Here is a 16421-nt window from a genome sequence, read left to right as displayed (position 1 = left end):
GCTGTTGTTCAGCTAGTTCGCGTTGCTGTTGTTCAGCTAGTTCGCGTTGCTGTTGCTCAGCTAGTTCGCGTTGCTGTTGTTCAGCTAGTTCGCGTTGCTGTTGTTCAGCTAGTTGACGTTGCTGTTGCTCAGCTAGTTGACGTTGGCGTTGCTCAGCTAGTTGACGTTGCTCGGCAAAAGCTACAGCATTTTTATCTTGAGTAGTAGGGTTTGGTCTTGTTATTAATTTATTTGGTGCAGCTACAGGTTTAGATAAAATTTTTGATTGTAATTTTTGATTTGTGGATAAAGGCTTTGATGATACTGATTTTGGTTTAGAAGCTAAGGGTTTTACTTGTGCTCTGAGTTTGGCTTTTGATTTCTTTTGAGAAGAAATTTCTACAACTTCAATCGGAATAGTAGTTTTGCTTTGCTGCCGCCATAATAAACTTGACTCATATGAGCGTAGCAACCAGAACACTAACAAGTGTAGGGTCACTGAACCTATGACTACGGCAATCCATAAACTAGGTGGGTCCGTATGTCGTCGCCAGGCCTTGACTGGAATTGAAGTTTTATCTGCAACCGATTGTGTCATATTAAATTTCTAACTGGATCTAATTCTGCGCTATTACTCTTTACTAAACTAACGCTTTAAAATCCAGTCTACTCTCAGCGATTAGCCATTAGCTCTGGTGTAACAGCGAAGGTTAGAACTGTTTCATCTACTCCTTTAAGTTCCAAGGGACTAACTTTAGTAATTTCTTCATCTTGTAAATAATCTGCCACAGCAGCAGAAACCAAGATAGTACCGGGAATAGCGGCAGCTTGCAACCTGGCTGCAATATTGACGCTTGGACCTATAGCAGTGTAGTCGGCGCGTTCGGCGCTACCAAACATTCCCACAACCGCCGTACCTTGGTGAATACCACAACGAAACTTGACACCAGCATGTCCGTGAGAGTCAAATATACCTTGGTTTTGCCAGCGCTGATTCAACTGATCTAGTGAACGATGCATGGCCCTTGCCGTATTAATAGCACGACGCACCTGCTCATTCGGTGTTAATTCTTCTGGCGCTCCGTATAAGGCTAAGATTGCATCTCCCATAAATTTATCTACTGTTCCGCCATTGTCAAACACAGTCTTTGTCATAGCTTCTAGATACTCATTCAGCAACTCTGCCACTCGTCGGGATCTGAGAGTATTTGCTAGTTGGGTAAAACCTACTATGTCACTGAACAAAACTGTAATCAAGCGCGGTTCTGGTCGTAAATCTAAGGTCAAATCTCCTGCTGCGGCTTTTTTCACCAGTACAGGTGGCAAAAAGCGCTTTAGTACCGATTCTGTAAGGTAGGTATTTAACTCCACAACCCGTCGTTCATTTTCTTTCAAGGCTAAGAGATTTCTGACTTCTGCTAGAAGTTCCCGATCATTAAAAGGTTTGGCTAAATAAGCATCTGCACCATGTTCCGTACTTTCAATACGGGTTTCCTCATCAACTTTTGCTGTGAGCAGAATGATTGGTGTTCCTTTCAATTTATCTTCGTTGCGGATCATCCGAATCATTTCCAGCCCCGTCACTAAGGGCATCATTAAGTCAGTGATAATTAAACTGGGTGAGATTTTCTGAGCTATTTGCAATCCTTCTGCACCGTTACGTGCGGTATGGACTTGATAGCCATTGCCGCGAATTATCTCAGATACGTAAGTTCGCAGATCTGGGTTATCATCTACAACTAAAATTGAATACCCAGTTTTCAAGATACTGCCATTAGTGTACTCTTGAGATTCCTGAGTATCAGAATTAGGTGATAGGTCTTTTGGAAGGCTATCGATATTTTCTATGCTCGGACTCGGCTCTACTAGTTCTAAATCAGCCAATTCTACACTGGCCCGGCTCGTGTTCAGTTCACAAGGACTTTCCTGTACTTGGTGTATGGGTAAGTGATTATTGCCAGTCAAAAGACATAGTGTAAAGCTAGTACCCTCACCGTAAACTGATTCTACATTTATTTTACCGCCGTGCATTTCTACCAATTCTTTGACTAAAGCCAAACCCAAACCACTACCTTCATAAGAACGGTTTTCTGAACCTTCAGCTTGACGGAATCGCTCAAATAGGTGAGGAATTTGTTCTTGAACAATGCCAATTCCTGTGTCTTGTACTTGTAATATGCAATTATTCCCTTCAGATATGAGTCTGACACCGATAGTGCCACCTTCAGGAGTAAACTTCATTGCATTTGACAGGAGGTTATACAGTACCTTGTCAAATTTTTCCATATCCAAGTAAACTTGAGGGCATTCACCTAAATCGGTGACTAGATGTAGCCCTTTTTTCTCACAGTAGGGGCGAAAAGATTCCACAATTTGACTCACAAATTCATCTAAATCGCAAGGACGGAAACTAGGCTGCATCCTCCCAGCATCCAAGCGTTGCAGATCTAATAGTTGATTTACCAACCTGAGCAATCGGCGGGAGTTACGCAAAGCGATCGCACTTTGAGTGTAGGATAATCCTTCACCAATACTGACGGCTGATTCTAAAGGTCCTTGAATTAAGGTAATCGGAGTACGGAACTCATGGGAAATATTTTGAAAAAATTCAGTTTTTTGTTTATCTAATTGCAACAAGCGCTCAGCTTGGTCGCGAGTCTTTTGATATAAACGTGATTGTTGTACAGCGATCGCTGCTTGAGCTGCCACGGCTTTAGCTAACTCTATCTCAGAAACTAACCACTGTCGTGATTTGTTACCTTCACGTAGAGTGATACTACCGATGCATTTGCCATCAGCTAATAAAGGAACAACCATGAGCGATCGTGCTGGCATTCTCAAAGGCAAATCAAATCCCCTGATTTCTGCTGGACAATTGCTCATATCAGCAATTACCACTGGCTCCTGTGTCCGCAAAATTTCTTGCAGAATCAGATTCTCTTTAATTGGGGCCTGAGAGTGGGGTAAATCTTGTGTTAGGTAATGATGATTGCTACTTAATACTTTTTCCTGGGCTGACTTAATACCATCTTCTAAATTTTGAGAACTATCATACAGGCCTACACACTGCACAAACTCATCTTCTTCTGTCCATAAAGATAGGACGCAGCCATTGACTTGTAAGGCTTGTCCCAGTTGTTCGGTAATAGCTGCAAAGATATCTTGAGGATCAAGGCTAGAGCGAATCGCTGTAGTAATTGTATTAATCAGAGCTTCTCGCTTGGCAAGAGCGCGCACTTGCTCGTAAGTATAGGCTTGGGATAAAGCAAGAGCTGCCTGATCCGCCACCATCAACACCAGCTGCACTTCCTCTTCCCTCCAAATGCGGGACTGGGAGCATTGATGCAGCGCCAGTACAGCCATCAGTTCTTGTTGGCAAATTAGTGGCACAACCAAGCTGGAATTTATGTTAGCAGCAATAAAAGCTGCACTACGTTGTTGTAGTTGTGGAGTATCACCCTGGAGACGTTCATCATCTGCGACATTATGAATCACTTGTACTTCGCGGGTTTCCCACACTGTCTGGGCCAATAAAGCTTGAGAGGTAAAGGAACCGACCAAAGGTAAAGCAGAAAAATTATCGGCTTGCTCCCCTGCTACCTCTTGAGGGGCCTTCTGGTAAATGAATCCTTCATCGACCAATTGCCCATCCTGGAAGGGACGTAAAAGACAGACATCGACTTCCAACATATGACCCACTGTATCGACAATTGCTTGTAATATTTGTCGATAGTCTAAAGCACTACGAATTGTATTAGTGACAGTATTCAGCAGTGATTCCTGACGTAGTGTCCGTGTCAATTCGCGAGTCCGAGCTTTGAGGACATTGTGAGTATCAAGGGCCTGGCGTACTACTGCTTTGAGTTCCTCAGCTTCCCACGGTTTGGTGACATATTTGAAGACCTTCCCAGCATTGATGGCTTCCACTAAGTCTTCGACATCCGTGTAGCCAGTTAAGATAATCCGGATAATATCTGGATATTGAGTCGCTGTCAGGCTCAAAAATTCTGTACCGCTCATTATTGGCATCCGTTGATCGGAGATGATTACTGAAACCTCTCCCTCTTGTGCCAGTAGATCCAGTGCCGCAGGACCAGAAGTTGCCCTTAGCACCTTATAATCGCGATAAAAAGTGCGGTAAAGCAAGTCAAGGTTGTCTGGCTCATCATCGACAACCAAAATTTTAGGCTTACTGTTTGCTTGTTGGGATTTCATGCACCGCTTTCCTGCTGCAACGGCAGTTGGATAAAGAATAATCTGATCAGATAGGGATCTTTCTGAGTCAGGTAAGAGCAGAGCATTTTGACGAATAAAGCTGTATGGCTATATGAGTGCTGAGTGTAAAAGCATTTACTCACAGTAATTCGCCTCTATGGCTTGTAATGATTGCCATTCGCTCTGAAGTAGGGCAGTTACTTTGATATTCAGTTTTAGTCTTACAGAGTTGATGCTTGCCAAATCTTCCCTCACCTCCGGCGAGAACTGTCCAAATACTATACACATACAGCACTCAAAGCTGGCTGAAAAATCCATCTGTAGCTGCATATTAAGTTTTCCCGTTGCAGGAGTTGCACTAACACTTATCGGTAAATTTTATTTATGCTACTCATGTTAGAGTCAGCAATATTACAACGATAAGATGTAACCTCAAAGTATACAATTAGACAAATACCTGTTTTCAATAGGGAATAAAGCAAGACTTTTGGAAAATGAATCTTGGGTTGTACCCTTCGATGCCTCATTGCCAAAAGCAAGTGATACAGCGATAGCCATAAGAGGCAAGCTCCAGCCTAGAAACTAGAAAATGAGAAATGAGCAACAGTCTCATAAAATTGATACCTGTACAAACTAACCCTGTACAGGTAGATTGGTTTGGATAACCTTAACTTCTAAATCTAAAAGTAAATTATGAATTTGTGATACTACCTAAATTAGGATTAAAGTAACAAAATACACCAGTATAACTTTAATTTAACGTCTAATGTTGAGGTCTATACAGATCTCAATAGTTGTGTAATCTGTAACTTATCTAGGCAATTTCTCAAAAATATCAATAACAAGACGAAAATCTCCTGCTGGTTAAGAAAATAGGCTCAAAAGAACTATTTGTAAACTTTTTTAGCCGAACACTAAGTATTTGTAAGTTCTTGTTATCTTGTAAAGACGTCATTTTTTATACATAATTATTTTAATACTATAGTAATCTTTAAGTTCAAAGCCTATAACTTAGCTGTGATATTAAGTTGGGATATATTGTATTTAGGCAAGACTCATTTTTTCCATAATGCTTAACCTCCTAGAGTTAATAACTTAAGGCCTTGTGCGACTTTTACAAAAATCTTATTTCACAGGGATTCTAAAAATGAGTGATTTGAATGAATGGAGACAAAACTCGTATCCCCAGAATACCGATTGTGATTGATTAGGTTTTGAGATTTTGCGAAATATTAAGTTTCACACTGCTTAACCTATCAATAGATTACCCAAAAGGGCGCAGAGTATGTTATCACCTTGAAAAATAGCCTAGATCATCGATATCATCTATATCAAGGTGTATAACAATATTATTAAAGCTGCGAAATGCACCGTCTCTTTTGTACAAAAAAGCTTTGCACTTTACTGACTCAGTGACCAAAAGAGAATTTGCAGTAATAATACCAATTCAAACCTGTCATCCGCTAAGGGTTTTCATTAAGTTTGTATGGTGTATGAGGATATTTGAGAAAATTTTCGTTAAATGTAATTAATACTAAACTAGCCTTGACATCCTGGTTTTTTCACCCATACCACCAAGAGCCGATCGCAGTTGCCGCCGATTTGTCTGAGCGCCAATTTCAAATCCGTGCTGCAACGCCTGCCGATCTAAGTGGGGTCGCCCAGATTATTACTGAAAGTTTTCACTCCCAACAAGGGATGTGGGGATGGGCTTTTCCATTACTACGTTTGGGAATTCATGAAGACTTGAAGCACCGTCTAGCAGTACCTGCACCCCATCACATTTGTTTAGTTGCCGCCGACACTACTAGAGGTGCGGCTGATAACTTAGTAGGAACTGTAGAATTAGGTGTACGTTTTAGTAATTCATGGACACAAGCCGGCAGAAGTTTTCCTTATCTTTCTAATTTAGCTGTTCGTCCACAGTACCGTAGGCATGGCGTGGCCTCAGGATTATTGCAAAACTGCGAGAAAATTTCTCAGGAATGGGGATTCCAGGATTTATACCTGCATGTTTTAGAAAATAACTACCAGGCAAGGCAACTATATTTCAAGTTAGGATACCGAGTATATAAAGTCGAATCTAATTGGAATATATTTTTCCCAAAATACTCAAGTCAGATATTACTACATAAACATCTAAAGAATAATTCAACTACTTGAAATTTACTTTAGATATTGTTCAGGCTGATCTGAGAGCATGTAATTGATTGCCCAAAAAGAGTTTAATCTGGAATTTTTTATATTTAAAGGTTTTACTAGCTCAAACCATTATTTCGATTAAGTAATTTTTTGATTATTTAGCATATAGTACAAAATATTTATCTTTAACAAAAAATTATCTTATCTGCTATTTTTAGCAACTATTATAATTAAATGTATTAATTTATTACTCGGCTTCAATCTATTATTAATACAATACTTAGATACTTTTTACTTATAAAACTTTAATTAATTATATATATCAGCACTAATATATGCAAATTAAAAAAGAACTAGTTATTCATAGGTTACACTCAGTTATAAGTTATGTTAATTAGCTGCGATTAAAAACTTTAAAATCAACATTTTAAAATATATAAAAATTAATTACACTAAATATATAAATATAAATTAACATCTGGTAAATAATTAAATTCCTCATCATAACTTTGTATTGAAGATATTGATCTTTATAAAAACTTTAAAAAAAGTTGACTCTAATACAAGACAAACTCAATTATTTTTCATAAAATATGATTACTCAATTGTTCAGCCAAACCTATTTATTCATATTTTAGTCAAATTGACCATACAGTTCCTAATAATAAGAAAAATCAAAAGTCTCATTTGATTTAACAGCAAATTACAGATTTTAGTGCATACTACTACTCAATTATTCGCAAATCTGAGAAAACATGGATAGCGAACAACGCCGACGCTATCAGATTGCTATGGTATCAACTTATTATCCTGAAACCAGTTTCTTTGACAATGTTGTCATGCCAGACGGAACTGAGCAATCGCAAGGCTCGGATATCCTGACACTACTACATACTGGAAAGGTGTTCATCGTCAATAGTCGTAAACGGAATGGTTTGATTCTTTATAAACGCTACCATGCCGAGTTTGCCGGACCTGGGGCTGCTGTGGGCGGAGAATATGATTGTGATTGCCAAAGAGCATTACCTATAGGTAATTTGTCTTTATTAACTCCCGAATCTTATGAAGAGCGTCAGAAAGCTTATTTAATTAGGCGGCAATGGATTCGCTTGATTAAACAAATCACAGAAAACCCAGTGCCTCAGCAACGAGTCCAGAAGATTCTCGATCAATTTGAACAATACTTTCCATTGGAAACGGTAGCTAATTTACCAGATGTTGCTTTTGCCCTGTTAGTAGGTGTATTGCCACAAACGGTGAAAATAGTACGCCGTTTAGGCAGTGGAGTAGAAGGTAGGTTTAATTACTAAGCGAGTTGATGCTTAAAATGGAAGATTTGCCACAGCAGCCTGTAGCCGATTTAGGGTACGGGCATTTTCTTCATTCGTCCCTATAGTAATTCGTAATGCTCCGTTCAGAAGACGTACAAGCGTACCAGATTGTCTAAGTTGTTGATGAAGATTGTTTAAAGCTGCGTCTTGGGGAATACGGCTATTTAGTGTGACACGTAAGTAAATAAAGTTAGCCGCGCTGGCTGTAACTTGTAAGGCTGGGTATTGTGACAACGCGTGGATCAGGTTGTCGCGTTCAGTCAGTGTTTGAGATATCGATGCGAGTAAGAGCTTGCGGTTTTGCAAAGCTACTAATGCTGCGGCTATTGAGAAACTGGGGAGATTGTAAGGTAAGCGGACTTTTTCTAAGATGGCGATCGCTTCTGGATGAGCGATGCAATAGCCAACGCGTAGAGCTGCTAAACGAAAAGCCTTGGAAAAAGTACGTAATATTACCCAGTTTGGCCGCTGTAATAATTCTCCCACTAGGGTAGTTTGGCTAAATTCAAAGTAAGCTTCATCAATTACTACCAAAATTTCTGCGCTTAGACTTCTTAACCATGCTAACTCTGCCTCAGTTAAGCAATTAGCAGTAGGAGAATTCGGATGTACTACGAAAACCGTCCGAATTGGGGGATTTTGCGTTTGTTCAATCGCAGATTGTGCAGCTTGTAAATCTATTTCAAAATTTACTTCACTTCTACCCACTTCTACTACGGCAATGCCCAAAGTTTTTGCCAAAATCCCATACATAGAGAAAGTGGGATTAGCAACTAGAATGCAGCCCTCTCCTTTCAGACAGGTAGCGATTAATAAAGAGCGGATCAGCTCATCTGAACCATTGCCCACAGAAATATTAGCAGCAGTAACACTAGATGATGACAGGGACGCTGACTCATTAACATATTGAGCGATCGCTTCTTTGAGCTGCTCATGCCCTCCATCGGGGTAACGATTTGTTTCAATTATTTGCTGATATGTCCAAGCCAGCTTTTCTTTTAATTCTGGTGGCAAATCATAAGGGCTTTCATTCGTATCCAGCCGATCAAACTGCGTCGCCACTGCTTCGGCTGTATCGCTGCTAGGATGGGGTTTGTAAGCCGTGAATTGAGCTAAATCCGACCGGATGAAAGGAAGCATAATTTTTAGTCAAGAGTCATTGGTCATTAGTCATTAGTCATTAGTAACGGGCATAGAACAAATGACTAGTTGATGTGAGAACCTCATATTTTACAGCTTCCAGGTAACTGACAGAAGAGATGAATCGCTTGCCATATTTCTTCCATGACATTTCCCAAGCTGTGATCGCTGTCGAGTTCTACTAAATCCACCCAAGGACGCAATCGCGCAAAGTCGCGACTCGCAGTAATAGGAATGACCTCATCCTTAGTACCATGCAAAATCAGGGTAGGGATTGGGCGTTGCAATAAATCTTCTTGGTATTGGCCCGCATCTGTAACGAAATCGTAACTTAAAGAAAGTTCTCGCCCTTCTCCATAGTGGTAAACCTTGAGATATTTTTCATGTTGCCAACGCCGTACCTGCTCCTCTCCTAGTTTAGGTAACCAATGGGATAAAAACCCAAAAGCTGGTGCTAGCAAGACTAGACGTTGTACTTGTGGGTATTTTTGTCCTAAGTGAGCTGCGGTTAACCCGCCTAAACTGGAGCCAATCAGGGTTACTGGTACTGAATCATGGGGAAATTCTGCAACAACTTGAGTTACCTGACGAGTGATTGTCAACTGAGAAAAATCGCCAGCATTTAGATCGGGAATCTTCAGCTTTGTTTGAATTTGGGCAAAGCGATCGCTTATATCCCTCGCTTTGGCGGAATTAGGACTGGAAGCAAAGCCGTGCAGGTAGATAAAGTAATTCACAATTCAACTCAGCTAGTATTTTAAGTAAAGACGCGATCGCGTCTTTACAAAATTTACAAAACTCAGTCTAGAGTCAGGCAAAATGTACTCAGAACTGATTTGCTTGTGGGCAGTTTTTCAACTCAACCCTAGGTACGCAGTATTCTTCATCGCATCGTGACAAATTCTTCTGCGGCTGAGGGATGTATCCCGACAGTAGCATCAAAGTCTTTTTTGGTTGCACCCATTTTGACAGCGATCGCTATACCTTGAATGATCTCAGCTGCGCTGTCTCCCACCATGTGAGCACCTAAAACTTTATCAGTGTTAGCATCTACTACCAACTTCATCATGGTTTTTTCCTGGGCACCCGTTAAACTGTAGTACATAGGGCGGAAGCGGGTACGAAAAATTGTGACTGCATCATCACCAAGTTTGGCTCTGGCTTCAGCTTCGGTCCAACCCACTGTAGCTGCTTCTGGATTGGAAAAGATTGCTGTAGGTACAGTCTGGTGACTAAATTCTCGGCGGTTGTTGTCAAATTCGCTATCGGCAAAAGCCCGACCTTCACCAATTGCTACTGGTGTTAAATTTAAGCGATCAGTGACATCACCGACAGCAAAAATATTTGGTTGACTAGTTTGACTATATTCATTAACCGCGATCGCTTTTGCAGTACTGTATCCTGGTCCTTCGATCGAACTAGCCACAACATCAACACCAGCATTTTCTAAACCCAGTCCATCTATATTAGGCATCCGACCAGTTGCTACTAAAAACACATCAGCAATAACTGGTTCGGCATTTTCCTCTGATAAGGACAACTTCAATCCTTCTGACACCTGCTCAACTGCTGTCACCACGTTATTCTGGATGATGCGGATACCATGATTTACCATCCCCTCCTGAATGCCAGTACGGATATCTTCATCAAAGCCTTTCAAAATTAGGTCTTTACGAATAATCTGTGTTACTTGGGAACCCAAACCGCGCATGATTGAAGCAAATTCCGAGCCTATATAACCAGCACCAATAATGGCTATGTGCTTCGGTTGTTCTTTCAGGTGAAAAATTTCGTTAGAGGTAATGGCATATTCCATCCCTGGTAAATCTGGTTTGACAGGTCGCCCCCCGACAGCAATTAAAATTTTCTCGGCTGTAATTTTGCGTTCATCAACTTCTACAGTATGGGCGTCTACTAAGGTAGCACGACCAGGAATCAGTGTGACTCCTGCTTTTTCTAAAAAGTTGATATGGAGTTGGGACAGTCGTCGGACTTCCTTATCTATAGATGTAATGAAATGTTCCCAGTCCAACTCAGCATCAGCGACTTTCCAGCCATAGCCTGCGGCATGATTGAACAGTGCTGGAAAATGAGAGCCGTACACCATAAGTTTTTTGGGAACACAACCGCGAATCACACAAGTTCCGCCAACTAAATCATTTTCCGCGATCGCCACTTTCGCCCCGTAGCTAGCTGCTCGTTTGGAAGCCGCCAAACCCCCCGAACCAGCACCAATTACAAACAGGTCGTAATCAAACGTCATAAGTTATGTGTCTCTTTAGCAACAATTGAGCTTCTGAAAACTTACACGGCAGATTTAACTACAAAAGATGTTTAGCCACCCCGTATAAGTCCTGTTCTTGATTTAATCTAGCGTTAGCAGATGCTCTAGCATTAGGGTGAATGTTACTTTTGCTTTGATGAAAGTGGTTGCGGTAGTAGCTAACCTTGAACAAGTATTCCCTTAAACAAAAGTCTTAAACTATACAAAATCAATTTGCATTAGCTCTGGAATGAAGATAGGGAAGCAGGCTCAGTCCGACTTCCCTATCTTTTACGTAGTTAACTTTTTTTATGTAAGCTTGTTGTCTATGCTACATAAAATTTTATGAAGTTGGTCGCTCCGGAGGCTGATTATCTGGCTTTGGCGGTTGATTATCCGGATTTGGCGGCTGATTATCTGGCTTTGGCGGCTGATTATCTGGCTTTGGCGGTTGATTATCTGGCTTTGGCGGTTGATTATCTGGCTTTGGCGGTTGATTATCCGGCTTTGGCGGTTCAACGTCCGGCTTAGGAGGTTGATTATCCGGCTTTGGCGGTTCAACGTCCGGCTTTGGCGGTTGATTATCCGGCTTTGGCGGTTCAACATCCGGCTTTGGCGGTTGATTATCCGGTTTGGGAGGTTCAACATCCGGCTTTGGCGGTTCAACGTCCGGTTTGGGAGGTTGATTATCCGGCTTTGGCGGTTCAACGTCCGGCTTTGGCGGCTGATTATCTGGCTTTGGTGGTATTACTGTTCCACTAGGTATTGATGAAGGGATTTGTGGTTTTGTTGAAGTTTGAGTAGCATCAACACCAATATTATTGTTCGCTGGTTGCCCGTTAAATTGGACTTGTCCTGTGTCTACAAGAGAGTCTACTGAGAGATTATCTTTAATTGGATTTAATGAAGAATTGTCTTTATTAATGTCATTATTATTTTCATTGCTCGCAGAATTTGAAGAACTAGCAGTTATCTCTAAGAATGATGGGTTTTCCAGTACTCCCTCGCCTTTAATTGGCGTCTGTGCAGCTACAGCTGTTGCGGTTTCTGCTTGAACACTGGCGATCGCAGGATCTGGTGTAGGCGCAAGATTCTGTCTAGTTAAATCGAGTCCTCGAACCATATCGCTCGTTTCATAGAAATTTCTGAGATCAAAATCGTATAAACCCTGAAATTTACCCTTAACAATAACCATCAGTTGCCCTGCTTCTAGCACCTGACTTTGAGAAGCTTGTTTATTTGAGACTTCAATGCCACTGTTTGTTAGCGCACCTACAATTGTGGTATCTGTTTTTTCGTCGTAGCGCACAAATAATGCTGAACCACGGATAGCTGCTGCTGCATTCGGTGTTTGTATACGTGTTTGACCTCTTCCAGGTGGAATGAGCAGCAATACAGTTCCATTTGTTAGTCTGAAGTTACGGGTTTTAGGTAAAAACTGAAATACTGCTTGTTCCCCAACTCGTGCTAAAGAGCCGTCGTTGAAGCGTAAATCTGCAAGAGACGCTCGACCTGTGGATAACCCGTCCCCAGGAATCATTGCATCTGATTTTCGTGCTGGACGCTTCTTAGGGCTATTTCTGGGAATTAGCTGTACTAAATTACGCAGTTCCTGAATTTCAGCTCGTGTCAGGGGAGTAGTTGCACGTGCTCGTTCTGAAAAAGGCAACACTACAGCTCCCCATACACCAATCACTAAAAGTGGTAAAAATTTTTGAAGCATAATTTTGAAGGCTCAGAAGATTTAACTAATGCCAATCTGTAGTAAAGATAAATTCTGTTTTGAAAATCTTTTTTTGTTAAATTTTATACTTTTGAAGTAAGTTTGCTTGTACGCCTAAGTATTAGTTAGCTTATGCTAATAAAATGAGTGCGGCTAATATCATGTTCATTTTAAACTTAATACATTCATATCTTTACACATAATAAAATTTAATATCTCTAAGTTTTTGGTTGAAGAAGTACAAATATCATATATAGTAATTTTTAATCTTAAGCTCGAATTTTCGACAATAGAAGCAAAAATCAGGGACAGGTTAATTGGAAATTTGATATTTATATTAGGAATTTCCGAAGCAGCTTGTGAATCTACGTTTGGCAAACGCGATTAACGCCATCAAAGATGCAACCCAAGGGCTGGAAAAATTTTTTGTTTACGATTTTGTTAACTACTAATGGTGCAATCCCAGTTTGTACCAATGTAGATAAAGCATGGGCTGAAAATTTAGGTATAGAGTCACCGAGTATACCAGGACCTCCCAAGAATGTAGCATTAAAAGTCACATCTTTACCAAGTAAACAAATCTCTCATCAGCTATGCAAGCAGCTTCAGCCATATGCAAATCATCATCAATCGCTAGACTTGGGAGCAGCTGAGTTAGCAAATATAGATGACAGTCAGTGTTTTCCAAACCCTCATTACAATATCTCCTCCGCTAAGCAGATTGACATTTTGAAATTTAATCAAGGAGAGAGTTATGGTGACAGACTCCTGAGTTCAGATGGCTCCTTGCAGTTACCTGTGTCTGACTTAGCTGTAGAAACTGCAAAAGCTAGTGTTGATTGTGAAGACAATTTGTGTAAAAAATCGATTGATTTGAGGAGTGTAAACTTACAAAAACTAGCCAATTCAACACAGCTAGGACAAGCAACGACTCAAGCCACTCCAGAAGCCCCCAATTCTCAGCCAAGTACTGCAACACCAGAAACACCTAGAGATTTAGAAAAGCAAAATGACCCGCCACCGTTAGAAGTTCAACCTGGTACTTTTCCTAACCCTTCTCCAGGAGAAATAGAGCAACTTTTAGAAACTCCACAAATCGATTACTCGGAAAGGCTAGAGACACTTAGACGAGTACTGCAACAACAAACGCAGTCTTCACCTTCAACAGCTAATCCAGAACTGGGATTACGGGTAAGACCACGAACAGTACCACAAGCACCTCCACTAGAACAACAGCCACCTACACCAATAGAAAAGCCTGTGGTTCAGTTTAGACCTGTAGGCTACTTACAAGCTCGTGTCGGTTACTTTTATTCAAGTAACATTTTTTCTGCAAATGTCGATCCTATAGAGGACAGTTTAATTTTTTATGGATTAACATTAGCCTCTGCATATTTCCCGTTAGGTTCTAAGACTTATATCAGTGCTTCTATTGATGGCAATCAAATTCGTTATATAGATCAATCAATCTATGATTACAATCAATTGAGATTCAACCTCAGTTTGTACCAGCAACTATCACGCCGTATGTATGGAGAAATCGCTTGGAGTAATCAACTTTTGTTTTATATAAACAATGGTGATTTTTTTAAGGCAGGCGATCGCTTTTTGAACGAAAATTCACTCCGCTTATCTTTAGGGCGACGAGATCCCCTAAGTTCCAGATTGTTTCTTGATAGCTTTTATGAATTGAGTATAAATTTTGCCGACCCCGAAAATCGTAGCCGGATCATAAATTCTATGTGGTTATCTTTGAGCTACTACTTGCAACAACCTCTACAGGTCGGGGTTAACTACCAGTTCAACTTGTCAAATTTTACAAATCGCCCAGATTCGAGAGATGACGAATTCCATCGGTTATTTGGGCACTTGACTTATCGAGTATCCAACTACAGCAATCTTAATGTTCAAGGTGGTGTTACTTTTGGGGGGTCTAACGCTCCCAACATTAATTTTGATGGTTGGTTTTTCGGTCTTAATTACAGCTGGGATTTAGGTCAATTTTAACAAGAACAGGTGAAGCAGCCACGGGTACGCAGGCAGGGCTGTTTCATTCCCTAAAAGGCTTAAAAATGCAAGGGTTCAGGAGATAAAAAACGAGCTTGGTATTCAATCTTAGGCATCAAGATAGTCAACAATTTATGACTTTTGCCCTGATATTTATCGCCATTCATATTGACAAAATACATACCATTACGAATGAAACGGCCCTGGGGTACGCAGGGGGTTTCCACGCCACTTGACGGCAGTTGCTACAACGGGGAGGCAGCCGCGTGGGCGGGTTTCTTGACTTGAGCGGACTGCCGTAGGAATGGGGAACAGAAAAGAAATACTAGATTAACTGGGATTTTAGTGATCCGCCCAGAACTCAATTTCTGGGTTGAGGAAAATGGAAGCAGCGATCGCATTTTTAAATGTTGCTTCCCAGCATAAATGTACAAATGGAAGCGACTTAATTCTTATTAATGTCTATTTTTATCTAGACAATTGGAGGTTGAGTTTAAGCTTTGACATTCTCTAGCTTCTAGCACTTGCTTATTTACCACTGCCGATTGAGTAATCATAAACTTTGCTCCTGCTACTGCCAGCGTACCAATAGCAGCTAGACCTAGCACAAAAGTTTTTTTTCTACTTTTTACAGTAGCAACTAAAGTTTCTAAACTAGTAGCATTACCAATGACTGGAATAGGTTTCAGTACTTCCAAAGCAATAGCTGCATTAGCATAGCGATGTTGACGTTTTTGTGCCACCATTTTCATTAGCCATGACCTAAAACATGGGCTAATTTGGGGAATTAATTTCTGAAAGTTTAAACGATGTTTAGCATCAAGTATCTGACCAATATTTACAGAACGAGTACGAGTGAGTAAGCAAATTAGTGTTGCCCCTAAACTATATAAATCTGATGCCTCAGTTAGCGGATAACCAAACTGTTCCTCTGGTGGCATGAAACCTGGAGTTCCAGCAGCAAAACTGCTGAGAGTCATTTTTGCACCTTTTATCCGAGCCAAACCAAAATCTATTAGGTAAGCATTAAGCAGGTCATCTACCAAAATATTCTCGGGTTTTATGTCCCGATGGATAATTGGTGCTACTTGCTTTTGTAGATAAACTAAAATTTCTAACACTGAAACAGCAATTTGCTTAATTTCTTCAGGATGAAAGCTACGTTCTAATCCTAAGGATGGAGCGTTTTTATATTCCTGCAACATATAAAAACCCGCTGATGTTTCAAAAGAATCAACATAGCGGGGAATGCGGGAATGATTTAGTTGTTGTAGGATTTCAATTTCACGTTCATAAGCTTTCAAACCAGACCAATCAGGAATTACACTGGCAAAACGAAACTCTTTTATCACTACTCTTTGGTCAGTCTTGAGTGCATGAGCCAGATAAGTAGTGCGTCCCGCTTCCCGGTTGCGTCCTAATTCTTGGATAACTTGATAGCCATGCTGAGAAAAATCTGGATAGTTACTGAAGGGGATATTCCCTTGATATCCATTTTGCACATCAAGTTCCATAAACAAATACCACACAATTTTAATTTTGTCAATGTGAAGTGGGAAAAAGTTAAGACCCTCTTGCACAAAGGCGCATAGACATCTAGAAGACGCCTATGCGCGAAATC

General features: G+C 40.6%; 10 protein-coding genes and 1 pseudogene. 3 read left to right on the top strand and 8 right to left on the bottom strand.

Translation table 11 applies throughout. The annotated features are described in order from the left end of the window. From BV375_RS29740 to BV375_RS38435, 3 genes and pseudogenes are all read right to left on the bottom strand, one after another. Positions 1 to 577 (bottom strand): annotated as a pseudogene (locus BV375_RS29740) (hypothetical protein); the annotation flags it as partial. Between the two features lie 74 nt (positions 578 to 651). After that, complete coding sequence (locus BV375_RS29735) at positions 652 to 4194, bottom strand: response regulator (RefSeq protein WP_086767208.1); 3543 nt, start codon at positions 4192 to 4194, stop codon at positions 652 to 654. A 135-nt stretch (positions 4195 to 4329) separates the two neighbouring features. Beyond that, complete coding sequence (locus tag BV375_RS38435; RefSeq protein ID WP_243714096.1) at positions 4330 to 4482, bottom strand: hypothetical protein; 153 nt, start codon at positions 4480 to 4482, stop codon at positions 4330 to 4332. A 1257-nt stretch (positions 4483 to 5739) separates the two neighbouring features. Between BV375_RS38435 and BV375_RS29725 the strand changes: the two genes are divergently transcribed. Both BV375_RS29725 and BV375_RS29720 read left to right on the top strand, forming a co-directional pair. Then, the gene (locus tag BV375_RS29725; protein WP_086767210.1) at positions 5740 to 6357 is read left to right on the top strand and encodes an N-acetyltransferase; all 618 of its coding nucleotides are present in this window, start codon (positions 5740 to 5742) and stop codon (positions 6355 to 6357) included. Between the two features lie 734 nt (positions 6358 to 7091). After that, positions 7092 to 7646, top strand: a complete 555-nt coding sequence (locus BV375_RS29720; RefSeq protein WP_086767204.1) for a hypothetical protein — start codon at positions 7092 to 7094, stop codon at positions 7644 to 7646. A gap of 12 nt (positions 7647 to 7658) precedes the next feature. Here the strand turns inward: BV375_RS29720 and BV375_RS29715 are convergent, their stop codons facing one another. The 4 genes from BV375_RS29715 to BV375_RS29700 form a co-directional block, all read right to left on the bottom strand. Continuing rightward, positions 7659 to 8807 (bottom strand): histidinol-phosphate transaminase, encoded by a 1149-nt coding sequence (locus tag BV375_RS29715; protein ID WP_086767202.1) that lies wholly within the window; start codon positions 8805 to 8807, stop codon positions 7659 to 7661. An 83-nt stretch (positions 8808 to 8890) separates the two neighbouring features. Next, entirely contained in the window at positions 8891 to 9547 is a 657-nt protein-coding gene (locus tag BV375_RS29710; RefSeq protein WP_086767200.1) for a YqiA/YcfP family alpha/beta fold hydrolase, read from the bottom strand. Between the two features lie 143 nt (positions 9548 to 9690). Further along, positions 9691 to 11070, bottom strand: a complete 1380-nt coding sequence (gene gor / locus BV375_RS29705) for a glutathione-disulfide reductase (protein WP_086767198.1) — start codon at positions 11068 to 11070, stop codon at positions 9691 to 9693. 343 nt (positions 11071 to 11413) lie between these two features. Continuing rightward, entirely contained in the window at positions 11414 to 12793 is a 1380-nt protein-coding gene (locus BV375_RS29700) for a FecR family protein (RefSeq protein ID WP_086767196.1), read from the bottom strand. Positions 12794 to 13219: 426 nt separating this feature from the next. Here BV375_RS29700 and BV375_RS29695 point away from each other — a divergent pair, with 426 nt between their 5' ends. Beyond that, positions 13220 to 14800, top strand: coding sequence for a hypothetical protein (locus tag BV375_RS29695; protein ID WP_339376844.1), 1581 nt, complete (start codon positions 13220 to 13222; stop codon positions 14798 to 14800). A 455-nt stretch (positions 14801 to 15255) separates the two neighbouring features. Here BV375_RS29695 and BV375_RS29690 read toward each other — a convergent pair whose 3' ends face one another. Further along, positions 15256 to 16314 (bottom strand): serine/threonine-protein kinase, encoded by a 1059-nt coding sequence (locus tag BV375_RS29690; RefSeq protein ID WP_086767192.1) that lies wholly within the window; start codon positions 16312 to 16314, stop codon positions 15256 to 15258. Positions 16315 to 16421 lie beyond the last annotated feature (107 nt).

Origin of the sequence: Nostoc sp. 106C (genome assembly GCF_002154725.1) — a bacterium.
GTDB lineage: Bacteria > Cyanobacteriota > Cyanobacteriia > Cyanobacteriales > Nostocaceae > Aulosira.
Note: the sequence above shows the minus strand (reverse complement) of the source record. Positions and strands in the feature narration are given on the sequence as shown.

Excerpts from the sequence above, each read along its gene's own strand:
- BV375_RS29735 (WP_086767208.1), bottom strand. The coding sequence starts at position 4,194 with ATGAAATCCCAACAAGCAAACAGTAAGCCTAAAATTTTGGTTGTCGAT.
- BV375_RS38435 (WP_243714096.1), bottom strand. The coding sequence starts at position 4,482 with ATGTGTATAGTATTTGGACAGTTCTCGCCGGAGGTGAGGGAAGATTTG.
- BV375_RS29720 (WP_086767204.1), top strand. The coding sequence starts at position 7,092 with ATGGATAGCGAACAACGCCGACGCTATCAGATTGCTATGGTATCAACT.
- BV375_RS29715 (WP_086767202.1), bottom strand. The coding sequence starts at position 8,807 with ATGCTTCCTTTCATCCGGTCGGATTTAGCTCAATTCACGGCTTACAAA.
- gor (WP_086767198.1), bottom strand. The coding sequence starts at position 11,070 with ATGACGTTTGATTACGACCTGTTTGTAATTGGTGCTGGTTCGGGGGGT.
- BV375_RS29700 (WP_086767196.1), bottom strand. The coding sequence starts at position 12,793 with ATGCTTCAAAAATTTTTACCACTTTTAGTGATTGGTGTATGGGGAGCT.
- BV375_RS29690 (WP_086767192.1), bottom strand. The coding sequence starts at position 16,314 with ATGGAACTTGATGTGCAAAATGGATATCAAGGGAATATCCCCTTCAGT.